General features: G+C 71.9%; 19 protein-coding genes and 1 pseudogene. 6 read left to right on the top strand and 14 right to left on the bottom strand.

What is annotated here, in order from left to right; all coding sequences use genetic code 11:
- Positions 1–11: 11 nt before the first annotated feature.
- The 3 genes from purL to recQ form a co-directional block, all read right to left on the bottom strand.
- On the bottom strand, positions 12–2,231 hold the full coding sequence (gene purL / locus MKK64_RS10925; protein WP_243934604.1) for a phosphoribosylformylglycinamidine synthase subunit PurL: 2,220 nt from the start codon (positions 2,229–2,231) through the stop codon (positions 12–14).
- A gap of 154 nt (positions 2,232–2,385) precedes the next feature.
- Entirely contained in the window at positions 2,386–3,579 is a 1,194-nt protein-coding gene (locus MKK64_RS10920; RefSeq protein ID WP_243934602.1) for a hydrolase, read from the bottom strand.
- 639 nt (positions 3,580–4,218) lie between these two features.
- Positions 4,219–6,069, bottom strand: coding sequence for a DNA helicase RecQ (recQ, locus tag MKK64_RS10915; protein WP_243934600.1), 1,851 nt, complete (start codon positions 6,067–6,069; stop codon positions 4,219–4,221).
- Positions 6,070–6,147: 78 nt separating this feature from the next.
- Here recQ and MKK64_RS10910 point away from each other — a divergent pair, with 78 nt between their 5' ends.
- Both MKK64_RS10910 and MKK64_RS10905 read left to right on the top strand, forming a co-directional pair.
- Entirely contained in the window at positions 6,148–6,384 is a 237-nt protein-coding gene (locus tag MKK64_RS10910) for a type II toxin-antitoxin system VapB family antitoxin (RefSeq protein WP_147729277.1), read from the top strand.
- The gene (locus MKK64_RS10905; RefSeq protein WP_243934593.1) at positions 6,384–6,788 is read left to right on the top strand and encodes a type II toxin-antitoxin system VapC family toxin; all 405 of its coding nucleotides are present in this window, start codon (positions 6,384–6,386) and stop codon (positions 6,786–6,788) included. Before MKK64_RS10910 ends, MKK64_RS10905 begins: the two co-directional genes overlap by 1 nt.
- A 3-nt stretch (positions 6,789–6,791) precedes the next feature.
- Here the strand turns inward: MKK64_RS10905 and MKK64_RS28250 are convergent, their stop codons facing one another.
- The 6 genes and pseudogenes from MKK64_RS28250 to rpsT form a co-directional block, all read right to left on the bottom strand.
- Complete coding sequence (locus MKK64_RS28250) at positions 6,792–7,097, bottom strand: LysE family translocator (protein ID WP_279603504.1); 306 nt, start codon at positions 7,095–7,097, stop codon at positions 6,792–6,794.
- Between the two features lie 88 nt (positions 7,098–7,185).
- Positions 7,186–7,416 (bottom strand): annotated as a pseudogene (locus MKK64_RS28245) (LysE family translocator); the annotation flags it as partial.
- Between the two features lie 20 nt (positions 7,417–7,436).
- Entirely contained in the window at positions 7,437–8,549 is a 1,113-nt protein-coding gene (recF, locus tag MKK64_RS10895) for a DNA replication/repair protein RecF (RefSeq protein WP_243934661.1), read from the bottom strand.
- Between the two features lie 74 nt (positions 8,550–8,623).
- On the bottom strand, positions 8,624–9,742 hold the full coding sequence (dnaN, locus tag MKK64_RS10890) for a DNA polymerase III subunit beta (protein WP_147844487.1): 1,119 nt from the start codon (positions 9,740–9,742) through the stop codon (positions 8,624–8,626).
- 201 nt (positions 9,743–9,943) lie between these two features.
- A complete protein-coding gene (dnaA, locus tag MKK64_RS10885; protein ID WP_147862941.1) occupies positions 9,944–11,431 on the bottom strand; it encodes a chromosomal replication initiator protein DnaA in 1,488 nt (495 codons plus the stop codon).
- A 937-nt stretch (positions 11,432–12,368) separates the two neighbouring features.
- Entirely contained in the window at positions 12,369–12,641 is a 273-nt protein-coding gene (gene rpsT / locus MKK64_RS10880; protein WP_147728871.1) for a 30S ribosomal protein S20, read from the bottom strand.
- 292 nt (positions 12,642–12,933) lie between these two features.
- Here rpsT and speB point away from each other — a divergent pair, with 292 nt between their 5' ends.
- On the top strand, positions 12,934–13,902 hold the full coding sequence (gene speB / locus MKK64_RS10875) for an agmatinase (RefSeq protein ID WP_243934659.1): 969 nt from the start codon (positions 12,934–12,936) through the stop codon (positions 13,900–13,902).
- Here speB and MKK64_RS10870 read toward each other — a convergent pair.
- The 3 genes from MKK64_RS10870 to MKK64_RS10860 form a co-directional block, all read right to left on the bottom strand.
- Complete coding sequence (locus MKK64_RS10870) at positions 13,881–14,921, bottom strand: aldose epimerase family protein (RefSeq protein WP_243934591.1); 1,041 nt, start codon at positions 14,919–14,921, stop codon at positions 13,881–13,883. The genes speB and MKK64_RS10870 overlap by 22 nt on opposite strands.
- Before the next feature lie 51 nt (positions 14,922–14,972).
- On the bottom strand, positions 14,973–16,742 hold the full coding sequence (locus MKK64_RS10865; RefSeq protein ID WP_243934589.1) for an ABC transporter ATP-binding protein: 1,770 nt from the start codon (positions 16,740–16,742) through the stop codon (positions 14,973–14,975).
- Between the two features lie 107 nt (positions 16,743–16,849).
- Positions 16,850–17,380 carry a Spy/CpxP family protein refolding chaperone gene (locus MKK64_RS10860; RefSeq protein WP_243934581.1) on the bottom strand — a complete coding sequence of 177 codons (531 nt, stop codon included), beginning with the start codon at positions 17,378–17,380 and terminating at the stop codon, positions 16,850–16,852.
- Between the two features lie 196 nt (positions 17,381–17,576).
- Here MKK64_RS10860 and MKK64_RS10855 point away from each other — a divergent pair, with 196 nt between their 5' ends.
- Positions 17,577–18,521, top strand: coding sequence for a metal ABC transporter substrate-binding protein (locus tag MKK64_RS10855; protein WP_243934572.1), 945 nt, complete (start codon positions 17,577–17,579; stop codon positions 18,519–18,521).
- 3 nt (positions 18,522–18,524) lie between these two features.
- Here the strand turns inward: MKK64_RS10855 and MKK64_RS10850 are convergent, their stop codons facing one another.
- Both MKK64_RS10850 and MKK64_RS10845 read right to left on the bottom strand, forming a co-directional pair.
- Entirely contained in the window at positions 18,525–18,752 is a 228-nt protein-coding gene (locus MKK64_RS10850; protein WP_147726402.1) for a hypothetical protein, read from the bottom strand.
- A gap of 295 nt (positions 18,753–19,047) precedes the next feature.
- Positions 19,048–19,311: an amino acid transporter protein gene (locus MKK64_RS10845; RefSeq protein WP_147726410.1), complete on the bottom strand. Its 264-nt coding sequence runs from the start codon at positions 19,309–19,311 to the stop codon at positions 19,048–19,050.
- Positions 19,312–19,479: 168 nt separating this feature from the next.
- Here MKK64_RS10845 and MKK64_RS10840 point away from each other — a divergent pair, with 168 nt between their 5' ends.
- Positions 19,480–21,225 carry a heparinase II/III family protein gene (locus tag MKK64_RS10840; protein WP_243934564.1) on the top strand — a complete coding sequence of 582 codons (1,746 nt, stop codon included), beginning with the start codon at positions 19,480–19,482 and terminating at the stop codon, positions 21,223–21,225.
- 72 nt (positions 21,226–21,297) lie between these two features.
- Entirely contained in the window at positions 21,298–22,896 is a 1,599-nt protein-coding gene (gene purH, locus MKK64_RS10835) for a bifunctional phosphoribosylaminoimidazolecarboxamide formyltransferase/IMP cyclohydrolase (protein ID WP_243934537.1), read from the top strand.
- Positions 22,897–22,923: the final 27 nt, after the last annotated feature.

Here is a 22,923-nt window from a genome sequence, read left to right as displayed (position 1 = left end):
GGTCGGGGGTGTCAGGCGGCCGCCGGAAGGCTCGCCATGTAGGCCGGCAGCCAGCCTTCGTGGGCGTCGCGGAGCTCGGCGACCGATATGGTCTGCCCGCCCGGCAGGGTCAAACCGTCGCCCTCGACCACGCCGACCACCGACGCGTCGATGCCCTGCGCCGAGGCGGCGTAGAGGATGTCGGTCGCGGCCTCGGCCGGCACGGCGACGAGGTAGCGCGCCTGGTCCTCGCCGAAGAGGTAGGCGTGCGCCGGCATGCCCTCCGGCGCCTCGGGCAGCGTCGCGCCGAAGCTGCCCGCCATCGCCATCTCGGCCAACGCCACCGCGAGGCCGCCGTCGGAGAGGTCGTGCACGGTGTCGACCTGGCCCGAGGCGATGAGCCCGCGGACGAAGTCGCCGTTGCGGCGCTCGAGCGACAGGTCGACGGGGGGCGGCGCCCCCTCCTCGCGGCCCTCGATCACCGACAGGTAGATCGACTGCCCGAGCCACCCCTCGGCGGCGCCCACCAGCACCAGCACGTCGCCCTCGCGCTTCAGGGCGATGGTGGCGTGGCGCGCGACGTCGTCGAGCACGCCGACGCCGCCGATGGTCGGCGTGGGCAGGATGCCGACGCCGTTGGTCTCGTTGTAGAGCGAGACGTTGCCGGACACGACGGGGAAGTCGAGCGCCTTGCAGGCCTCGCCGATGCCCTGGAGGCAGCCGACGAGCTGGCCCATCACCTCGGGCTTCTCGGGGTTGCCGAAGTTCAGGTTGTCGGTGATCGCCAGCGGCCGCCCGCCGACGGCGGTGATGTTGCGCCACGCCTCGGCCACCGCCTGCCGGCCGCCCTCGACCGGGTCGGCCTCGCAATAGCGCGGCGTCACGTCGGCGGTGAGCGCCAGCCCGCGGGGACCGTCCTCGACGCGGACGATCGCGGCGTCGCCGCCGGGCTTCTGCACGGTGTTGCCGCCGATGAAGTGGTCGTACTGCTCGTAGACCCAGCGCTTCGAGCACAGCTCGGGCGAGCCGACGAGCCGCTTCAGCGCCTCGGTCAGGGAGGCCGGCGCCGCGACGTCCGCGGCCTGGATCTCGGGCAGGTGCGTGTTGGCGATGTGCGGCCGGTCGTAGAGCGGCGCCTCGTCGCCGAGCTCCTTGATCGGCAGGTCGGCGACGACGTCGCCGTGCCACTTCACCACGAAGCGCAGGGTGTCGGTGGTCTTGCCGATCACCGCGAAGTCGAGGCCCCACTTCACGAAGATCGCCTCGGCCTCGGCCTCCATGCCGGGCTTCAGAACCATGAGCATGCGCTCCTGGCTCTCCGACAGCATCATCTCGTAAGGGGTCATGCCGGCCTCGCGGGCGGGCACCTTCTCGATGTCGAGCTCGACGCCCAGATCCCCCTTGGCGCCCATCTCGACGGCCGAGCAGGTCAGGCCGGCAGCCCCCATGTCCTGGATCGCGATGACCGCGCCCGAGCGCATCAGCTCGAGGCAGGCCTCGAGCAGGAGCTTCTCGGCGAAGGGGTCGCCGACCTGCACGGTCGGGCGCTTCGACTCGGTCTCGGCGTCGAACTCGGCCGACGCCATGGTGGCGCCGTGGATGCCGTCGCGCCCGGTCTTCGAGCCGAGGTAGACGATCGGGTTCCCGACGCCCGAGGCCGCCGCGTAGAAGATCGCGTCGGCCTTGGCGAGGCCGACCGCCATGGCGTTGACCAGGATGTTGCCGTCGTAGCGCGGGTGGAAGCCGACCGCGCCGCCGACCGTCGGCACCCCGAAGGAGTTGCCGTAGCCGCCGATGCCGGCGACCACGCCCGAGACGAGGTGGCGGGTGCGGGGGTGGTCGGGCGAGCCGAAGCGCAGGGCGTTCAGGGCCGCGATCGGGCGCGCCCCCATGGTGAAGACGTCGCGCAGGATGCCGCCGACGCCGGTCGCCGCGCCCTGGTAGGGCTCGATGAAGCTCGGGTGGTTGTGGCTCTCCATCTTGAAGACGCAGGCGAGGCCGTCGCCGATGTCGATGACGCCGGCGTTCTCGCCCGGCCCCTGGATCACCCACGGCCCCGTCGTCGGCAATCCGTGCAGGTGCTTGCGCGACGACTTGTACGAGCAGTGCTCGTTCCACATCGCCGAGACGATGCCGAGCTCGGTCAGCGTCGGATCGCGCCCGATCAACCCGCGGAACCGTTGGTACTCGTCCGGCGTCAGGCCGTGCTGGCGGACGAGCTCGAGCGTGATCGGGACATCGTTGCGGAACATGCGGCGGTCTCGACGAAAATCCGGTCCCGATCGGAGATGGCGCCGTCGGCAAGGTCGGCGCCGGCTCGGGAGTCGCCACGGCTCTAGAGGGTAAGCGCCCGCCCTGGCAACATTCGATCACACATCCGCCCGGCCCGTCCCGGGGTCGGAGCGCTCAGGCGCGGACCGGCACGGCCGTCGCGCCGCCTTCGGACGGGCTCGCCGGCCGCGCCCCGCACCGGCGGTCGATCGCCGCGTGCACCGGCTCCGGCCCAGAGACCAGGGCGATGTAGTCGAACCCATCCGTGTCCAGGCTCGACATCAAGAGCTGGAAGTGCATTTGGAACAGGTTGAACCGCCGGCCTCGGATGAGACGATGCTCGATCAGGTCCTCCAGCCGGACGTAGCGCGTGGCCGGGCGCCCGCGGTCGGGCGAAGGAACGTCGGAGGCGGTCAGCGGATCGCGCAGGTGGATCGACAGCCAGTCCCAGGGCGCGCGCACGTCGAGCCAGCGGATCTGGTCGGCGGCGGCGAAGCGCGCGAGCGCCGCCCGGAACTTCACCGCGGGGCGGTCGAGGGCGATCCAGGGGATCACGCTGCCCAGCGTCACGAACGAGACCGGCGTGCCGCGGGTGCCGAAGGCGGGATCGGCCGAGAGGATCCGGTCGAGCACCTCGACCCCGAGGAAGCTCGACGAGGAATGGCCGATCACCACGACCTCGTCGGCGGTGCCCTCGGCGGCGGCGATGCGCACGGCCATGGCGTCGAGGCGCTCGGGCATCCGTGCTTCGCGGCCGGCGGCGTGGTCGTGGGTGAAGGCAGTGTCGTCGACGAGGTGGGCGCAGTAGAACGGCTTGCCGCGGGTGATCGCCATGATCCCGGCCAAGATCGCGTAGGCCGCGACCGGTACCGCGAGCCACGACCACGGCCGCCAGTCGGCCGGCAGCGCCAGCGGCAGCAGCGCGGCGAGCCCGAGGCTCAACGCCACGAACACCAGGAACAGGTACTGGACGCCGAAGATCACCATGGCGAAGCTGCGCCCCTCGCGGCGCAGGCGCCGTTCGTAGCCCGAGCGCCTGAGCCGCCACAGCAGGGCCGGCACCGTGAGGAGGCGCCGCCAGTTGGGGCGCGGGAAGCGCGCACGCACGATGTCGTCCCAGCGCAGCAGGCCGTAGCGCGTGCGGGTGCCCCCCGATTCGACGGTCCAGTCGAGGCTGAGGCGGTCGGCGCTGCGCGACGGGTCGCTCACCGCGATGTCGAGCCCGCGGCGCGCGGCCGTCAGCCGGCTCTCGCGACGGAAGAGGCCCCAGTAGGTCTCGGGCTGGCGCGGATCGAAGCCGGGCAGGTAGAAGACCTGGCGCGTGACCACCTCTTGCGGATCGGCGGTGGGCGTGTCGCTGAATCGGGTGATGACGGAGCGTTCCGGCGCTGTTGCTGTCGAAGGATGCCGGCTCCCTACACGACGGCACGCCCCGGAGACGAGCGAAAAGACGCCGGCGTTATGATCCGCTGAGAAACTCGGGGGGCACCGCAAAGGGTGGCTTTCGGCCTGTCCGCTTCCGGGCGACGGATCGATCGAGGCGGACATCGCCACCCCGCCCGCTCACGGTTGAGAGCGGAGAAGGCCGAGCCGCAGCGCGCGGGCGGCAGATTGTCCGCCGCCCCGCCTGCCTTGGCGTCCATCCCAGACTGTACAAAAGTCGAATGGCACCCAAGCGGCCATACGTATCCGATGGGGGTTGGCCGGACCGAGGAAGTTGACCGGGCTTGGGTCGGTCCGCGAAAGCCGCTGCTTCAACCGCAAACACCCGGCAGTGGGCCACGGCGATGCCGTAGGACGCCTTCTCGCGGTCAAGGTTCGCTTCCCGCGCGGAATTGCGTTTGCTCGACCACCACGGATGGCTGCGTCGGAGGAGCGCCCACGACTCTCCGCACGTCTGGCGTGGGTCGCGAGAAGCTTGTCGAGCGAGCCTACAAGCTGAGACGTCGCCGATGCCGGCTCCGCCCGTCACGCCGCCGGGGGATGCGCCAGGAACTCGGCGATCGCGGCGACGAACCTTTCGCCGTAGGCCTCGCGCTTGCGCTCGCCGACGCCGTGGACGGTGCGCAGCGCGTAGAGATCCACCGGCTTGCCCTTGGCCATCTCGATCAGCGTCCGATCGGGAAACACCATGAAGGCGGCGATGTTGTCGGCGCGCGCGATGGTGGCGCGCAGGCCGCGCAGGTGCTGGAACAGGGCCTCGTCGGCCGGGCTCAGGTCGTCCGAGCCGGCGTCGCGCACGGCGCCCGCGCGGCGGCGCTCGCGCGGCTCGGCCGATTTCGGCTCCGGGTCGGGGCGGAGCTGCACCGGCTCGCGGCCGAACAGGATCGCCTCGCCCTTGTCGGTCATGGTGAGGCCGCCGTAGCCGTCGGTGTTCTCGGCCACCGCGCCGGCGGCGAAGAGCTGGCGCAGGATCGCGCGCCACGCGGCGACCGGCTTGTCGGCGCCGACGCCGAAGGTCTTGAGCTGCTCGTGGCCGTTGCGGCGGATCGGCTCGCTCACCTTGCCGTGGACGACGTCGCAGACATAGGCCGCGCCGTAGCGCTGCCCGGTGCGTACGATCGCCGAGAGGATCTTCTGGGCCGGGACCGTGCCATCGACGAGCGTGACGCCGCCGCGGCAGAGGTCGCACCGGCCGCAATGGCCGCTGGCCTCGTCGAAGTAGGCGAGCAGCGATTGCCGGCGGCAGGCCGCGCCTTCGCACAGCGCGATCATCGCCTCGAGCTTGCGCCGCTCGACGCGGCGGCGCTCGTCCGGCACCTCCTTCTCGTCGATCTGGCGGCGGCGCAGGGCCATGTCGTCGAGGCCGTAGAGGGTCAGCGTGTCGGCGGGCAGCCCGTCGCGGCCGGCGCGGCCGATCTCCTGGTAGTAGCCCTCGACGTTGCCCGGCATGTCGGCGTGGCAGACGAAGCGCACGTCGGGCTTGTTGATGCCCATGCCGAAGGCCACCGTCGCGGTCATCACGACGCCGTCCTCCTGCAGGAAGGTGTCCTGGTTGCGCATGCGCGTGCCCTGGTCGAGCCCGGCATGGTAGGGATGCGCGTTGAAGCCGTCCTTCTTCAGGCTCTCGGCCAGCTGCTCGGTGCGCTTGCGCGACGAGCAGTAGATGATCCCGCTCTCGGAGCGGCGGTGCTTGAGGAAGCGCTCGATCTGCCGGGTCGGGTTGTCCTTGGCGGCGAAGGTCAGGCCGATGTTCGGCCGGTCGAAGGAGTGGACGAAGGTCTTGAGGTCGCGCCCTTGGGGAAACAGGCGCTCGGCGATCTCGGCCCGCGTCGCCTTGTCGGCGGTCGCCGTCAGCGCCACGGTCTGGACGTCGCCGAGCGCCTCGCGGGCGCGGGACAGCGCGCGATATTCGGGGCGGAAGTCGTGGCCCCATTGCGAGACGCAATGCGCCTCGTCGACCGCGAGCCGGCGGACGCCCGCGCCGCGCAGCGCGTCCATGCAGCCGTCCATCAGCAGGCGCTCGGGCGAGACGAAGAGCAGCCGCAGCTCGTTCGCGCGGATCATCCGCCAGGTCTCGCGCGAGACAGATTCGGCCACCGACGAGTTCAGGGTCGCTGCCGCGACGCCGAAGCCGCGCATCTGCTGCACCTGGTCGTGCATCAGCGCGATCAGCGGCGAGACCACGACGGTGAGCGAATCCTCCACCAGCGCCGGCAGCTGGTAGGTCATCGACTTGCCCGAGCCCGTCGGCATCACCGCGAACACGTCCGCGCCCGAGAGCACCGCCTCGATCACCTCGTCCTGGCCGGGTCGGAAATCGTCGTAGCCGAAGGTGGTCTTGAGGGCGCGCCGCGCATCGTCGAGTCGTGAGGTCATGCCTGTCCCAGGTGAAACCACGGCTTGCCGCCGGGGTGCGTATACACTAACAGCAGATTGTCTACACGGAGGCGCGCGATGCCGCTGAACATCCGAAGCGAGGAGGTGAACCGCCTCGCCGACAAACTGGCGGCCCTCGCCCGGGTCAGCAAGACCGAGGCGGTGAAGATCGCGCTGGCCAACGAACTGGAGCGGCGGGATCGCGCCCTACCGCTGGCCGAACGGTTGCGGCCCCTGCTCGATGAGATCGCCGCCGTACCGCGAACGGGTCTGGAGGCCGACAAGGCCTTCTACGACGGCCTGAACGACGAGTGATGTTCGTCGATGCCTCCGCCATGGTCGCGATCATGAGCGCAGAGCCGCCAGCGGCGGCGTTGATCCGGTGCCTCGACCAAGCCGAAGCACCGATCACCTCGGCGCTTGCCGTCTTCGAGACCGTCATGGCCCTCTCGCGAAAGTTGAGTCAGGACGTCGCAAACTCCGAATCGCAGATCGAACGGTTCCTCCTGGCCGCCGGCATCCGATTGGTGCCGATCGCCGCGGCGGAAAGCCACGAAGCCCTCGCCGCGCATGCACGCTACGGCAAGGGACGCGGGCATCCGGCACAGCTCAATCTGGGCGACTGCTTCGCCTATGCCTGCGCCCAGGTCCACGACGTTCCCCTGCTCTTCGTCGGCGACGACTTTCCAAAAACCGACATTCGCTCGGCGATGGCTTGAGGGTCAGCGCGCGACGATGGCGACGGCGGCGCCGGCCATGACCGTTCCGGCTCCACGATTGATCGCGCGACGGGCGCGAGACGACGTGAAGACCCGGCGCGCGCGGGCCGCGGCGAGCACATAGGTTGCCAGCACCGCACTCAGCACGACGACGATCGTCGCCGCGATCTCCGCGATGCCCAGCGGCGTGAGATGATCGAGGTCGACGACAGTCGGCAGCAGGGCCAGGAAGAACAGGATCACCTTCGGGTTGCCCAAAGTGAGGGTCAGTCCGCCGAGAAACAGGCGAACGGCGCCGTGTCCGGCCATGGGCGCGGCTTCGACCGCGTCGGTGCGGGCGGTCCAGGCTCCCCAGGGCGAGATACGCGAGATAGATCGCGCCGGCGTATTTCAGGACGACGAATCCGATCGCGAAGGTCTGCGCCACCATGGCAAGGCCCGCCACCGTCAGCGAGAACCCGACGAGATCGCCCGCGACGAACCCCGCCGCGAAGCCGATGATCCCCGGCGTCCCCCGCGCCAGCACCCGCGCCAGCACCCGCGCCACGAGCGCGGCGATGCCCGGGCCGGGCGAGGCGACGGCGATGGCATAGACGGCGGCGAAGAAGGCGAGGCTGGACAGCGGCATCGTGGTCACGACGGTCGAGATCAGGGCCGCGCTATGCGCCCGTCGGCGATGCCGATCACGTCGGCCCGCCCGCCGAGCTCGGCGAACATCGCCGCGTCGGCCCCGGTCATGAACACCTGCCCCGGCAACGCGTCGAGGGCCGCGAACAGGCCGGCGCGGCGGCGGGGGTCGAGGTGGGCGGCGACCTCGTCGAGGAGGATCAGCGGCGCGATCCCGCTCATCGCCCGCACCAGCTTGGCATGGGCGAGCACGAGGCCGATCAGCAGCGCCTTCTGCTCGCCGGTCGAGGCGGTGGCGGCCGGCACGTCCTTCGGGCCGTGGCGGACCACGAGGTCGCTGGTCTGGGGGCCCGACAGCGTGCGCCCGGCGGCGCGGTCGCGCGGGCGGCCCCGGGCGAGGGCGAGGCGGAAGCGGTCCTCCGCCTCGAGCGCCGGCCAGACCGCGACGAGGTCGTCGAGGTCGCCCTCCAGGCGCAGGGCCGCCCAGGGAAACGGCTGCGCGTCGTCGCGGGTCTCGTGGATCAGGCGATCCAGCCGCTCGGTGGTCTCGCGGCGGGCGAGCGCGACGGCGACGCCGAGCTCGGCGACCTCGCGCTCGATCGCGTCGAGCCAGCGGCCGTCGTTCGGGCGCTCCTCCAGCAGGCGGTTGCGCGAGCGCAGCGCCCGCTCCATCGCCGAGACGCGTGCGCCGTGGCCGGAATCGACCGCGAGCACGAGCCGGTCGAGGAAGCGGCGGCGGTCGCCGCCCGGCCCGCGGAACAGCCCGTCGAGGTCCGGCGTCAGCCAGACCACGCGCAGGAACTCCGAGAAGGCGACCGGGGAGGGCGCGCCGGCCCCGTCGATCCGACAGAGCCGGCTGACGCGCCCGTCGAAGCCCGGCGGCTCGCATCCAGTCCCGAGGCGGTGCTCCGCCCCGTCGCGCGCCAGCGTCACCGAGACGGCGAACCCGCCGGGGCCGTCCTTGCGCGCCATCGCCGAGAACTCAGCCCGCCGCAGGCCGCGGCCGGGCGCGAACAGCGAGATCGCCTCTAGGATGTTGGTCTTGCCCGCCCCGTTCTCGCCGACGAGCGCGACGAAGCGGTCCGACAGCGGCAGGTCGAGATCGGCGTGGTTGCGGAAGTCGCGGGCGGTCAGGCGGGTGAGGCGCTGCGCATCCGCATCATCCGTCTCGTTCGATACCCCACCCGAGTGCGAAACCGGTGCCTCGCTCACACCCGCATCGGCATCAGCACGTACAGCGCCGAGGCGCCCTCGCGGTCCTGGATCAGGGTCGGGGAGCCCGGATCGGCGAGCTTGAACAGGGCGGTGTCGCCCTCGAGCTGGCCGGTGATGTCGAGGAGGTAGCGGGCGTTGAAGCCTATATCGAGGCCGGCGGCCTCGTAGTCGACGTCGAGCTCCTCCGTCGCGCTGCCCGAATCCGGGTTGTTGACCGAGAGCGAGAGGCGGCCCTCCTGCAGGCCGAGCTTCACCGCCCGGCCGCGCTCCGACGAGATCGTCGAGACCCGGTCCACCGCCCGCGCGAAGGATTCGCGCTCGACGGTGAGGCGCTTGTCGTTTCCGGCCGGGATGACGCGCTGGTAGTCGGGGAAGGTGCCGTCGATCAGCTTGGAGATCAGCGTCACGCCGGAGGCGAAGCGCAGGCGGATCTTGGCGGGCGAGAGGTCGATGGCGACGCTGTCGCCGCCGTCGTCGACGAGCTTCTGGATCTCGGCGACCGCCTTGCGCGGCACGATGATGCCCGGCATGCCGGCGCTGCCCTCCGGCGCGTCGATCTCGACGCGGGCGAGCCGGTGACCGTCGGTGGCGACCGCGCGCAGCTTCAGCCCCTCCGCCTCGATGGTGTGGAGATAGATGCCGTTGAGGTAGTAGCGCGTCTCCTCGGTCGAGATCGCGAACTGGGTCTTCTCGATCAGGCGCTTGAGGTCGGCGGCCGCGATGCCGAAGCTGTGCGGCAGCTCGCCCGCGGCGAGGTCCGGGAAGTCGCCTTCCGGCAGGGCGCCGAGCGCGAAGCGCGAGCGGCCGGAGCGGATCGTCATCTGGCCGGACTCGCCGCCGGTCTCGAGCGAGACCTGCGCGCCCTCGGGGAGCTTGCGTACGATGTCGTAGATCACGTGGGCCGGCACGGTGGTGGCACCCGGATCCGAGACGTCGGCTGGCACGGTCTCGGTCACCTCGATGTCGAGGTCGGTCGCCCGCAGCTGGAGGCCGCCGTCGGTGGCACGCAGCAGCACGTTCGACAGGATCGGGATCGTGTTGCGCCGCTCCACGACGCGGTGCACGTGGCCGAGCGACCGTAGGAGGGCCGCACGCTCGACAGTGACTCTCATCGCAGTACTCTGAATGCTCGAAGGACCGTGCTCGAACGCCGCCGCGGCCGGCGGGTTCGGAGTTTGGCCGTTCAGCTTGGCGAAGCGGCGCCGCGAAGGCAAGGGCGCGATTCGTCCCTCGCACAGGGCGATCGGGGGCGGGACGGGCCGACAACCCGCCCCGCGCGTCCCGCCCCGCGAGAGGGGAGGGACGGAGCAGGATCAATCCTGCAGCATGCGCTTCAGGAGCTCGACCTCGTCGCCGAGAACCGCGTCCTCGCCGATCAGCTTCTCGATCTTGCGCACGGCGTGGAGCACCGTGGTGTGGTCGCGCCCCCCGAAGCGGCGGCCGATCTCGGGCAGCGAGCGCAGGGTCAGCACCTTCGACAGGTACATCGCGATCTGGCGCGGCTTCACCACCGCGGCGGTGCGGCGCTCGCTGAGGATGTCGGAGCGCGAGACGTTGTAGCGCGAGGCGACGAGCTTCTGGATGTCCTCGATCTTGATCCGCTTCGGCTCGCGGTTCTTCACGAGGTCGCGGATCGCGGTCTCGGCCGTCTCCATGGTCACGGCGGTGCCGGTGAGCGTGGCATGGGCCAGCAGGCGGTTCACGGCGCCCTCGAGGTCGCGGCCGTTGGCCGTGATCGCGCGGGCCACGTAGGTCGCCACCGCCGGCGAGACCTCGAAGCTCGGATGCGCCACCCGCACGGCGGCGAGCCGCGCGGAAAGGATCGAGGCGCGCAGCTGCTCGTCCAGCATCCCGATCTCGACCACGAGGCCGCCGGCCAGGCGCGAGCGGACGCGCTCGTCGAGCGCCTCCAGCTCCGTCGGCGGCCGGTCGGAGGCGACGACGACCTGGCGGCCGGCATCGATCAGCGCGTTGATGGTGTGGCCGAACTCGGCCTGGATCGACTTGCCCTGGATGAACTGCACGTCGTCGAGGATCAGCAGGTCGATGCCGCGCAGGCGCTCCTTGAAGGCGAGCGCGTTCTGGGTCTTTAGGGCGTTGACGAAGCCGTACATGAAGCGGTCGGCCGTGAGGTAGATCACCCGGCGGCCGGCCTCGCGGGCGGCGTGGCCGATGCCGTGCAGCAGGTGGGTCTTTCCCAGGCCGACGCCGGCATGGAAGTAGAGCGGGTTGTAGAGCGCACCCTCGCCGTCGTGGCGGGCGACGCGGTCGGCGGCGGCATGCGCCAGGGAGTTCGAGCGGCCGAGCAGGAAGTTCGCGAAGGTGAGCCGCGCGTCGAGGGGCGCGCCGTTGAGCTCGCCGGCGATCTCGGCGCGCATGTCGGGCGCCGGGGTCGTCGGCATCGGGGCGGGCGTGCCGGCGGCGTGGAGGCGGGCGAGCGGGCCGCTGGTCGGGCCGGGCTTCGGGGCGCCGGGCGCCACCGGGCGGACGGGGGCGGTGGTGCCGCGCACGCCGACCTCGATGCGGCCGACCTCCTCGACCTCGGCCTTGAACGTGTTCAGCACCCGGTCGAGGTAGTGCGACTCGATCCAGCTCTTCAGGAACCGGGTCGGCACGGTGAGGCGGGCGGTGCCGCCGACGACGCAATCCAGCTCCAGGCGGGCGAACCAGCTCGCGAACACGTCCTCGCCGAGCTCGGCCCGCAGGCGGCGCTTCACCCGTCCCCAGGCTGCCGCGGCCTCCGTGGACCCGTTTCCTCCGCCGCTTCCGCCGCCGCCCGACACGCTCTCGTCGACATGCATCACTGACACTCTCCTCGCACCGAGGACGGGAGACCCGCCGACGGGGCGTACGCACGCACACTGGAACACCCCGTGAACACGGGCGGGGCGCAAAAATCAGAGGGAGTCAACCCGTCCGACGACGCTGCTGGTCGATTTGAAGAGCCTATCAACAATTGCCTACGGTAGTTTTAACAGTGGGACTTGCGGGGAAAGCCTTGACCGCCACTTCGGCGAGTCGAGCGGAGTCGAAGCGACACACGATACGGCTTTGATTCGACGCATGATTCGGCTTGGTGGCGGAGATGCTGTGGGTTTGCTGGGGCGTGGTGAGGTTTTGTTAAGCTACACCCGCCCCGAAGACTCCGCAACGAAATGGATTTTTGAAAATGGGTTAACGCTTCGTCACGCGCCAAGCGCGGACAAGGCGCGAACATCGACCGCGCCCTCAGGCGCTTCCGGAGCGCGTCTCGACGGCGGTGTCGCGGGCAACGATCGGTCCGCATCGCCCAGGCTGGCGCCCGGATCTCCGCGTTGCTCGACCCCGCGACGGCGACTGAACGACGGCGTCGTGCCGGCGCGGCGCCGGTGCCCTCTCCCGTTCGGCAGGGGGACAGGGTCAAGGGGACAGGGTCAAGGGGGCAGGGTGAGGGGACAGGGTGAGGGGACAGGTCCTTCCGGGCAGGTCTCACCCCGACCCCGACCCTCTCCCGGACGGGGGAGGGGGCCGTGCGGGCCTTCGAAGGCTCACCGGCTGCCATCATGCGCAAGATGCAGCAGCCCGCCTCAGGGGAGGGCGATCGCGGAGGGTACGCGCCTCACGTCGAGCGCGGTCGCCGTCCCGAAGAATGAGATCATGGCCGCGATGGCTCGGGCACACGAAAAAGCCCGGCGCGAAGGCCGGGCTTTTTCGTATCGGGACCTGATGGCGCGTCGGCGGTGCCGACGGCGGCCGCGCTCAGGCGGCGGCGGCCAGGGCCTTCACGCGGGCGGCGAGGCGCGAAACCTTGCGCGAGGCATTGTTCTTGTGAACGATGCCGCTCTGGGCGGCCCGCATGATCTCCGGCTCGGCGGCGCGGAGCGCGCTGAGGGCGTCGGACTGCACGCCAGCGGCGATGGCCTCCTCGACCTTGCGGACGAAGGTACGCATCCGGGAGCGGCGCGAGCGGTTGATCGCCGTGCGCTTGGCGATCTTGCGGGTCATTTTCTTGGCCGACACGGTGTTGGCCATGGGCATCCTCGTATCAAAGGGCGGGGACCTTCGAGCTCGGGGAGCCTCGGATCGGTCTGCGCTGGGTGTGGCGAATGGCGAAGCCGACGACGCGTGCAACCGCACGGGCCCTCGGCAGAGCCGGCTCTATAGCCACGGGACGCCGCGTCGTCAACGCGGATCGGCGCATCCGGCTTGATCGCGCCGGGCCGGCCCGGGATGATACCGGGCGATCCGGGGAGGGACCAGCGTGGTGCACAGGGTGAGCGAGGCGGATGCGGCTCGCATCGCGGCGTTCCGTCCGGCCTCCGGCATGGAGACGCCGCGCTTTGCCGGCGTGGCGAGCTTCATGCGGCTGCCCTGCCGCGATCCGCGAGGCGCCGAGGGCGTCGAGATCGGCCTCGTCGGCATCCCGTTCGACGGGGCGACCACGAACCGGCCGGGCACCCGCCTCGGCCCGCGCGGCGTGCGCGAGGCCTCGACCGGCACGCGGGCGATCAACCATGCCAGCGGGCTCGCGCCCTACGCGCTGGCGGCCTGCGCCGACCTCGGCGACGTGCCGGTGAACCCGATCGACGCCGGCGAGACCTGCCGGCGGATCGAGGCGTTCATGGGCGGCCTCAGAGCGGCCGGCATCGTGCCGCTCGGCGTCGGCGGCGACCACCTGATCAGCTATCCGATCCTCCGGGCGCTCGGGCGCGACCGGCCGCTCGGCCTCGTGCACATCGACGCCCACAGCGACACCGACGACGCGCAGTACGGCGGCACCCGGCTCACCCACGGAACCCCGTTCCGCCGCGCGGTGGAGGACGGCGTGCTCGATCCGCGGCGCTGCGTGCAGATCGGCATCCGCGGCAGCATGGATGCGGCGGACGAGCGCGACTGGGCCTGCGCCCGGGGCATCCGCGTCATCACCATGGAGGAGGCCGCCGGCCGCGGCATGCCGGAGGTCGCGGCCGAGGCCCGCGCCATCGCCGGCCGCGGCCCGACCTATCTCAGCTTCGACATCGACAGCCTCGACCCGGCCTACGCGCCCGGCACCGGCACGCCGGAGATCGGCGGGCTGACCACCCGGGAGGCGCTGGCCCTGCTGCGCAGCCTGCGCGGCCTCGACCTCGTCGGCGCCGACCTCGTGGAGGTGGCGCCGCCCCTCGACCCGTCGGGGCTCACCGCGCTCACCGGCGGCCAGCTCGCCTTCGAGATCCTGTGCCTGCTCGCCGACGCGGTCGCCGCACGCCGGGCGGGGCGGGCGGACGCCGATCAAGCGAGCGAGAACCGGTAGGTCGTCGCCGACGCGAAACGCTCGCCGGGCCGCAGCACCGCCGGCGGGAAGCCGGGGTGGTTCGGGGCGTCGGGGAAGGCCTGCGTCTCGAAGCAGACCGCGTCGCCCGAGCGGTAGATCCGGCCGCTCGGGCCGATCAGCGTCCCGTCGAGGTTGTTGCCGGTGTAGAGCTGCAGGCCCGGCAGCGTCGTCGCCACGTCGAGGCGGCGCCCGCTCCCCGGCTCGATGCAGGTCGCCGCCGGCCGCAGCCGTCCGTCCGCATCGCGGAGGACGAAGCAGTGGTCGTAGCCCTTGGCGAACGCGAGCTGCGGATCGCCGTCGCGGATGCGCCGGCCGAGCGCCATGCCGGTGCGGAAGTCGAACGCCGTGCCGGCCACCGGCCGCAGCGTGCCGGTGGGCACCTGCGTCGCGTCGGTCTCCAGCACCGCGTCGGCCGGGATCGTGACGACGTGACCCATCACGTCGCCGGCGCCTTCGCCCGCCAGGTTGAAGTAGCCGTGGTTCGTCAGGTTGAGCACGGTCGGGCGATCGGTATGCGCGCGGTAGTCGATCCGCAGCGTCCCGTCCTCGGGCAGGCCGTAGGTCACCGCGACGTCGAGGTTGCCCGGAAATCCCTCCTCGCCGTCGGGCGAGCGGCGCGCGAGCGTCAGGTGCGCGTCATCGACCGATTCGACGCGCCACATCCGCCGGTCGAAGCCGCGCGGCCCGCCATGCATCGCGTTCGGCGGCTCGTTGATCGGCAGGGCGTAGGCGTGGCCGTCGACCGTGAAGCGCCCCTTGGCGATGCGGTTGGCGAAGCGCCCGATCAGGCCGCCGAAATGCGGGCTCTTGGTCTCGTAGCCCGCCACCGTATCGAGGCCGAGCACGACGCTGCCGACGCGCCCCCCGCGATCCGGCGTCTCGATCGCGGTGACGATCCCGCCGTAATCGAGCACCTGCACGCGCAGCGGCCCGCGCACCAGGGTGAAGCGCGTCACCGTCTCCCCGTCCGCCGTCCGTCCGAAGGTCTCGCCCGTCATCGCCCGTTCCCGTCCCGTGACGCGGGGATTACGCGCGAGACCCGATTCGGCTCACGACACCGGCGCCAGTGCCGGGTCGTCCGAGAGCTGCATCCGGTGCAGGCGGGCATAGGCGCCGCCCTGGGCGATCAGGGCTTCGTGCCGCCCGGTCTCGACGACGCGGCCGGCCTCCATCACCACGATCAGGTCGGCCTCGCGCACGGTCGAGAGCCGGTGGGCGATGACCAGGGTGGTGCGGCCCTTCATCAGCCGGGTCAGCGCGTCCTGCACCAGGCGCTCGGATTCCGAGTCGAGGGCCGAGGTCGCCTCGTCGAGGAGCAGGATCGGCGCGTCCTTGAGGAAAGCGCGGGCGAGCGAGATGCGCTGGCGCTCGCCGCCCGAGAGCCGCCCGCCGGCGGGCCCGACGCGGAAGTCGTAGCCCTCGGGCAGCCGCGCGACGAAGCCGTGGGCGGCGGCGGCCTCCGCGGCGGCGACGATTTCGGGCATCGTGGCGCCGGGCCGGCCGAAGCCGATATTGGCGGCGATGGTGTCGTCGAACAGCACCACCTCCTGCGACACCACCGCGACGGCCGCGCGCAGCGACGCCAGCGTCACCCCGCGCACGTCCTGCCCGTCGATGGCCACCGTTCCGGCGGTGGCGTCGTAGAGGCGGGGCACGAGGTTCAGCAGCGAGGACTTGCCCGAGCCCGAGCGGCCGACCAGCGCCGTGGTCGAGCCGGCCGGCACGACGAGGTCGATGCCCTCCAGCGCCGGCGCGTCCGGCCGGTAGCGGAAGTGCAGGTTCCGGTAGGCGATCTCGCCCGGTCCCCGCCTCAGCGCGACGGCGGCGGGCGCCTCCCGGATCGTCGGCGCCTCGTCCATCAGCGCGAAGTAGCGGGTCAGCGCGGCGGCCGCCTCCTGCAGGATCGCGTTGAGGGTGCCGAGCGCGCGGGCCGGCTGGGCGGCGAGCAGGAGCGCGGCGACGTAGCCGGTGAAGTCGCCCACCGTGCGCTCGCCCGCCATCACCCGCTGGCCGACCAGCATCAGCACCGCCGCCACGGCGAACCCGCCGCCGACCTCGAGCAGCGGGTCGAGGCGCCCGCGGGCGTTGGCGGCCTTCATCTTCAGGCGCCGGACCGAGTCGAGCGCGTCGGCCGCGCGGCCCTTGAGGTAGCCCTCCATCGCGTAGGTTTTTGCGATGCGCACCCCCTGGAGGCTCTCGGAAATCAGGCTGGCGGTGGCACCCATCTGCTCCTGGGTGGTGGTGGAGACGCGCCTGAGCTTCTTGCCGATCCGCCCGATCGGCCCGGCGACGAAGGGCACGGTGACCGCGGCCACCAGCGTCAGCACCGGATCCATCCAGATCAGCGCCGCGACGAGGCCGATGAGCATGGCGACGTCGCGCAGCAGCACGGTCGAGATCCGGGTCAGCGCCTCCTTGATGAAGGCGAAGTCGGTGGTGAAGCGCTGTGTGAAGGCGGCTGGGCTCTCGCGCCCGAGCTGCGCCAGGTCGGCGTCGATCAGGTGCCCGTAGAGCGCGGCCTGCATGTCGGCCTCGACCCGGGTCACGACACGGTTGGTCAGCACCGTCTGGCCGAACAGCGCGAAACCGCGCACCGAGGTGACGACGATGACGATCAGCGGGCCGTAGGCCAGCGCGCCGGCATCCTTGCGGTCGAAGGCGTCGAAAGCGCCCTTGATCAGCGCCGGGTACAGGCCGGTCGAGGCGCCGACCAGGGCGATGAGCACCAGCACCACGGCCAGCGTGCCCCGGTGCGGCGACAGCCACTCGCGCCAGAGCCGGCGGAGCAGGGGGATCGTGTCGCCCTTCAGGCGCGCCATCGCGGGTTCCGAGATCGTCCGGGCGAAGGGCGCCGGCCCACCGTCGCCCGAGGCGGCGGTGGCGCGGGTGTGCCGCCCCGGCCGCCGCGGATCAAGCGCCGCCTGCGTCAGCGCCCGTCGCGGGGGCCTTGCTCGCCCTCGCCGCCGTCCTCGCCACGGCCGCCGTGGCGGTGCCGATGCCCGCCCATCGGCCCGGCCAGGATCATCGCCCGGCGCTTCTGGTCGGGGTCGAGGGTGGCGTAGAGCGGCCCCGAGGCGTCGGCGAGCTTGCCCAAAGCCGCGCCGCGGGCGGTGGCGGCATCCGCCATGGCGCGCAACGCCGCCGGCGCGTCCTCGTCCATGCGCTTGCGATCGCGCATCGCGGCCATGCGCTCGCGGCGCTGGCGGGCGAGGTCGCGCATCGCCGTCTCGACCGGCGGCCACAGCTTCTCCTGGTCGGCGTTGAGGCGCAGGCCCGCATGGAGCGCCGCGATGCGGGCGTCGGCGAAGGCCGCGCGGTCCTCGGGGGAGAGCCGGCTCCAATGGCCGCCCCAGCGGCGGGGCGGGCCGTCCTCGCCGTCGCGCGCCGCGACCGCGCCGGCCAGGGCAAGGCCGGCGAGGCCGGCGACGAGGGCACCCTTGATCACACGTCCGACCATCTCGGTCTCCATTCCTTCCGCGGCGAGCCCTGATCGGGTGCCGCCGGATCCGCAGCGCGGCCGAGCCGACCGGCCGGCCCGCTGCCGCACCGATCACACCGCATCCGTGTTTCGGCGGTATGTCGCCGCACGCGGCTTGGCGATGTAACACTATTACACTATCAGCACGCCGGACGGCTGCGAGGAGTGCTCGACGATGGCGACCCGGACCACGACGCGACTCGGCCTCCTCCGAGCGACGGCCCTGGCGCTGTGCCTGCACGCCGCATCGCTTCCGGCCTTCGCGGCGGACCGCGTGCGGGCGGTGGCGACCTTCTCGATCCTCGGCGACCTCGTGCGGCAGGTCGGCGGCGACGCCGTCGCGGTGACTACCCTCGTCGGGCCCGATGCGGATGCCCACGGCTACAGCCCGGCGCCCGGCGATTCGCGGACGCTGGCCGCCGCCGACATCGTGTTCGTCAACGGCCTGGGCTTCGAGGGCTGGCTCGACCGGCTGATCCGCGCCTCCGGCTCGAAGGCGCCCGTCGTCGTCGCCTCGGCCGGGGTCGCGACGATTCCCAGCCGGCACGACCATCACCACGGCGGCGCGGGCGGCCACGACGCGGCGTCGAGCCCCGACCCGCATGCCTGGCAGAGCATCCCGAACGCCAAGATCTACGTCGCCAACATCCGCGATGGCCTAGCGAGGGTCGATCCGGGCCATGCCGCCGACTACGCCCGCAACGCCGAGGCCTATCTCGCCCGGCTCGACGCGGTCGACGCCGAGATCCGCGCGACGCTCGCCAGGATTCCCCCCGAGCACCGCAAGGTCATCACCACGCACGACGCCTTCGGCTACTTCAGCGCCGCCTACGGCCTGACCTTCCTGGCGCCGCAGGGGGTCTCGACCGACAGCGAGGCGAGCCCGCAGGACGTCGCCCGGATCATCCGGCAGGTCCGCCAGGACAAGGTGCCGGCGGTGTTCATCGAGACCATCGCCGACCCGCGCCTGATGCAGCAGGTGTCGCGCGAGAGCGGCGCGCGGATCGGCGACAAGGTCTATTCCGACGCGCTGTCCGGGGCGGCCGGCCCGGCATCGACCTATCTCGACATGATGCGGAGCAACCTGCGCGCGTTCGGCGCGGCGCTGGGGCCGTCGTGACGCTCAGAGCAGGCCGAGCTGACCGCCGCCGTCACCGGAGTTGCGGCGCTTCGGGCCGCGCCCGACCAGCACGCCGGCGCCCGACACCATCGCCTTGAAGGCGGCGACGTCGGCATAGGCCTGGACCTGGGTCCGGAACCGGACGGGCGAGCACACCACCGGTCCGTTGCGGTCGTCGACCAGCGTCCACAGCCAAAGGCCGCTCGGATCCTCGGTGATATCGAACCGCATCGACGCTGCCCCCCGGCAGGTGCTGGATGCTTCTTCGATACATCGGAAAAAAGCTCGGCGGGTAAACGGCTTAGGGCGTTCAAGGCTTTGCCGGCAACGAACCGTCGAATCGGCCCGATCGTCCCCGCTTTCATCGGTTTCCACAGGGACGGCGGCCGGCGCCAAGCCGCGTCGTCCCGCGACCCGTCTCGTCGTGCAGTCTAGTCGTGCGCTCGCCGCGTCAGCCAAAACGCCCAGAGGCCGAGCATCAATCCGCAAATCGGAAAGGCGAACATCAACAGAACGTGCGGATCGCTCATCGGAGGGTCCTGAGAATTCTGCGTCCGAGCCAATGTAGGGCCGCACTCGTCATCGCGCAAAGAAGAAGGTTGGCGCCCAGGAGCGCAGCTCCGAAGTCGATGCCGGCGAGCCGCCCGGAGAAGACAGGGGCAAGGCCGCCCACGGCCAGGATCGCGATGGCGACGCCGTTCACGTAGGTCGCGGTGAGCTTGGCGCTCTCGTTGGCGACGAGCTTGGCACGATCGCCCGCGTCTTGCGGAGCCTTGGATTCAGAGACCATCAGGCAGCATGGCGGGCGACCCGGCACGGGGAAACGGTCGGCCGGCGCCGCGGCACCCGTCACCTCCAGCAATGACAGATCGTAAACCGATGGTTAAGACGCCCGCTCTAGCTTGATCGTGAGAGTGACCGGCGCCGATCTCCGCGCACCGGCCTTCAGGGGAACCGCGTGCGTTGGGGGGCTGATCGCTGGCGCTTGTATCGGCTGGTCGGACGCGAGGTCGCCCGGACCGCACGCGCCGCCTCGGCCCGCTTCACCGCGCCGCCGGACATCCTCGCCCGCGTCCGCGTCACCGGCCTCGTGATCGCGCCGCACGACCTGCGCACCTCCGACGCCACCTTCGCCGACGACATCTATGCCGGGCTCTTCGTCTTCGCCGGGCGCTCGCTCGCGGTGAGCGGCGGCTCGCCGTTCGACTACACGCCGCCCTCGCCGGAATGGGCCGACGTGCTCTACGGCTTCGGCTGGCTCAGGCACCTGCGCGCCGCCGACACGGCGCTCGCCCGCGCCAACGCCCGAGCCTTCGTGGCCGATTTCGTGGCCGGGCGCGGCGACCCGGCGCTGGCGCGCCAGACGCCGGTGGCCGCCCGCCGGCTGATCTCGTTCCTCAGCCAGTCGCCGCTGGTGCTGGAAGGGGCCGACCACGCCTTCTACCAGACCTTCCTCAGGGCACTGGCCCGCGGGGCGCAGCAGCTCGAGCGCGACCTGCGGCGCGGAGTGCCGCCGCAATGGCGGCTGAACGCGGCCGTCGCGCTCTGCTTCGCCGGGCTGTGCTGCGAGGGCATCCAGCCGATCCTGCGGCGCGCCACCCGCGTGCTGTCGCGCGAGCTCGACCGCCAGATCATGCCGGATGGCGGCCACCGCTCGCGCGATCCGCGCTTCGCGATGGAGCTGCTCCTCGACCTGCTGCCCCTGCGCCAGAGCTATCTCAGCCGCAGCGTCGAGCCGCCCGAGGCCCTGCTGCGCGCCATCGACCGGATGCTGCCGCTGCTGCGCCTGCTGCGCCACGCCGACGCCTCGCTGAGCCATTTCAACGGCATGGGCGCGACGGCCGCCGACCACCTCGCGACGCTGCTGATCTACGACGGCGCCCTGGCGCAGCCGATGATGCACGCGCCGAATTCCGGCTACGAGCGGCTGGAAGGCAGCCGCATCGTCGTCATCGCCGACGTCGGCGCCCCGCCGCCGCTGCCGTACTCGCTCAATGCCGGGGCCGGCTGCCTGTCGTTCGAGATGTCGAGCGGGCCGCAGCGGATCGTGATCAATTGCGGCCTGCCCGCAAGCGGCCCGGAGCTGCGCCGGCTCGCCCGCACCACGGCCGCCCACTCCACCGCTTGCGTCGCCGACGCATCGTCCTGCCGCTTCCTCGGGTCCGGCGGGTGGTGGGGCGAGCGCGTCGCGGCGCGGTGGCTCGAACGCCGCGTCGGCCCCGTGGTTTTGCGCGGGCCGGCGGCGGTGAAGGCCGAGCGCAGCGACGAGGGCGCCTCCACCGTGCTCGCCGCCCGGCACGACGGCTACGCCCGCGACCACGGCATCGTCCACGAGCGACGCTGGCAGCTCGCCGGCGCCGAGGGGCGGCTCGACGGGCAGGACGCGTTCCTGCGCGCGTCCGCGAGGAAGGGCCGGCCGCGGACGCAGGACGTGGCGATCCGCTTCCACCTGCACCCGGCGATCGCGGTGCGCCATCAGGAGGACGGGCTCGAGCTGTCCTCGCCGCTCGGCGAGGTCTGGACCTTCCATGCCACCGGCGCCGAGATCCGGCTGGAGGAGAGCGTCTACTTCGCCGGCCTCACCGGCGCGCGCCGCACCGACCAGATCGTGCTGCACGTGGCCGTCCACGACGACGTGCGCGTCGACTGGACGTTCCAGCGCCTCGCCTCGGCCCCCGGACGCACGCCGAGCGCGGCGGCCTGACCGGCCTTCTGGCCCGGCGGCGGCCATTCGTGCTACCGCGCCCGGAACACCCTCGAAACGACAAGACCCACGATGTCGCATGATCAGGTGCGGGTTGCCCGCGCGCTCCTTTCCGTCTCCGACAAGGCGGGGCTCGTCGACTTCGCCCGCGCCCTGAGCGCGCGCGGCATCGCCCTGGTCTCCACCGGCGGAACCCACAAGGCGCTGACCGAGGCCGGGCTGCCGGTCACCGAGGTCGCCGAGCTCACCGGCTTCCCCGAGATGATGGACGGCCGGGTGAAGACGCTTCATCCGGCGGTGCATGGCGGGTTGCTCGCCATCCGCGACAACCCCGAGCACCAGGCCGCGCTCGCCGCCCACGGCATCGGCGCGATCGACCTGCTGGTGGTCAACCTCTACCCGTTCGAGGCGACGATCGCAGCCGGACGCGACTACGACGACTGCGTCGAGAACATCGACATCGGCGGGCCGGCGATGATCCGCGCGGCGGCCAAGAACCATGCCGACGTCGCGGTGGTGACGGACGTCTCCGACTACGGCGCGGTTCTGGAGGCGCTGGCGCAGGGCGGCGGCACGCTCACCCGGCCCTTCTGCCGGCAGCTCGCCCAGAAGGCCTATGCCCGCACCGCGGCCTACGATGCGGCGATCGCCAACTGGATGTCCGCCCACGTGGAGGCCGCCGGCACGGCACCGTTCCGCAGCTTCGGCGGCCAGCTCGCGCAGGGCCTGCGCTACGGCGAGAACCCGCACCAGGCGGCCGCCTTCTACCGCGCGCCGGGGATCGCGCGGGCCGGGATCGCCACCGCACGGCAGGTGCAGGGCAAGGACCTGTCCTACAACAACCTCAACGACACCGACGCGGCCTACGAGTGCGTCGCCGAGTTCGATCCGGCCCGCGCGGTGGCGGTGGCGATCATCAAGCACGCCAATCCCTGCGGCGTCGCCGAGGGCGCGAGCCTGACCGAGGCCTATGCCCGTGCGCTCGCCTGCGACCCGACCTCGGCCTTCGGCGGCATCGTCGCCCTCAACAGGCCCCTCGACGCGGATGCCGCCCGCGAGATCGTCAAGATCTTCACCGAGGTCATCATCGCTCCCGAGGCGTCGGAGGAGGCGATCGCGATCGTCGCCGCCAAGAAGAACCTGCGCCTGCTGCTCGCCGGCGGCCTGCCGGACCCGCGGGCCGCGGGCGAGACCGTGCGCACGCTCGCCGGAGGCCTGCTGGTGCAGGGCCGCGACGCCATGGTCGTCGACGACATGGCGCTGAATGTGGTCACGCGGCGCGCGCCGACGGAAGCCGAGCTCGCCGACCTGCGCTTCGCCTACCGGGTCGCCAAGCACGTGAAGTCGAACGCCATCGTCTACGCCAAGGGCGGCGCCACCGTCGGCATCGGCGCCGGGCAGATGTCGCGGGTCGACTCCTCGCGCATCGCCGCCTGGAAGGCCGCCGAGGGTGCCCAGCGCCTCGGCCTCCCGGACAGCCTCGCGGTCGGCGCGGTGGTGGCCTCCGACGCGTTCTTCCCCTTCGCCGACGGCCTGATGGCGGCGGCCGAGGCCGGCGCCACCGCCGTGATCCAGCCCGGCGGCTCGATGCGGGACGACGACGTGATCCGCGCCGCCGACGCGGCCGGGCTGGCGATGGTGTTCACGGGGGTGCGCCACTTCCGGCACTGAGCGGCGTCGCAGCCCCCCCGAATAAGA

The sequence above is a fragment of the Methylobacterium sp. E-025 genome, assembly GCF_022829705.1.
Lineage (GTDB): Bacteria > Pseudomonadota > Alphaproteobacteria > Rhizobiales > Beijerinckiaceae > Methylobacterium.
This window is presented reverse-complemented; position numbering and strand designations above follow the sequence as displayed.

Bases quoted from the DNA above. Each gene is read 5' to 3' on its own strand.
- MKK64_RS10905 (WP_243934593.1), top strand. From the start codon at position 6,384: ATGTTCGTCGATGCCTCCGCCATGGTCGCGATCATGAGCGCAGAGCCG.
- dnaA (WP_147862941.1), bottom strand. From the start codon at position 11,431: ATGCATGTCGACGAGAGCGTGTCGGGCGGCGGCGGAAGCGGCGGAGGA.
- purL (WP_243934604.1), bottom strand. From the start codon at position 2,231: ATGTTCCGCAACGATGTCCCGATCACGCTCGAGCTCGTCCGCCAGCAC.
- MKK64_RS10855 (WP_243934572.1), top strand. From the start codon at position 17,577: ATGGCGACCCGGACCACGACGCGACTCGGCCTCCTCCGAGCGACGGCC.
- MKK64_RS28250 (WP_279603504.1), bottom strand. From the start codon at position 7,097: ATGGCCGGACACGGCGCCGTTCGCCTGTTTCTCGGCGGACTGACCCTC.
- MKK64_RS10910 (WP_147729277.1), top strand. From the start codon at position 6,148: ATGCCGCTGAACATCCGAAGCGAGGAGGTGAACCGCCTCGCCGACAAA.
- MKK64_RS10860 (WP_243934581.1), bottom strand. From the start codon at position 17,380: ATGGTCGGACGTGTGATCAAGGGTGCCCTCGTCGCCGGCCTCGCCGGC.
- recQ (WP_243934600.1), bottom strand. From the start codon at position 6,069: ATGACCTCACGACTCGACGATGCGCGGCGCGCCCTCAAGACCACCTTC.
- MKK64_RS10845 (WP_147726410.1), bottom strand. From the start codon at position 19,311: ATGGTCTCTGAATCCAAGGCTCCGCAAGACGCGGGCGATCGTGCCAAG.
- purH (WP_243934537.1), top strand. From the start codon at position 21,298: ATGTCGCATGATCAGGTGCGGGTTGCCCGCGCGCTCCTTTCCGTCTCC.
- MKK64_RS10870 (WP_243934591.1), bottom strand. From the start codon at position 14,921: ATGACGGGCGAGACCTTCGGACGGACGGCGGACGGGGAGACGGTGACG.
- speB (WP_243934659.1), top strand. From the start codon at position 12,934: ATGGAGACGCCGCGCTTTGCCGGCGTGGCGAGCTTCATGCGGCTGCCC.
- dnaN (WP_147844487.1), bottom strand. From the start codon at position 9,742: ATGAGAGTCACTGTCGAGCGTGCGGCCCTCCTACGGTCGCTCGGCCAC.
- rpsT (WP_147728871.1), bottom strand. From the start codon at position 12,641: ATGGCCAACACCGTGTCGGCCAAGAAAATGACCCGCAAGATCGCCAAG.
- MKK64_RS10850 (WP_147726402.1), bottom strand. From the start codon at position 18,752: ATGCGGTTCGATATCACCGAGGATCCGAGCGGCCTTTGGCTGTGGACG.
- MKK64_RS10865 (WP_243934589.1), bottom strand. From the start codon at position 16,742: ATGGCGCGCCTGAAGGGCGACACGATCCCCCTGCTCCGCCGGCTCTGG.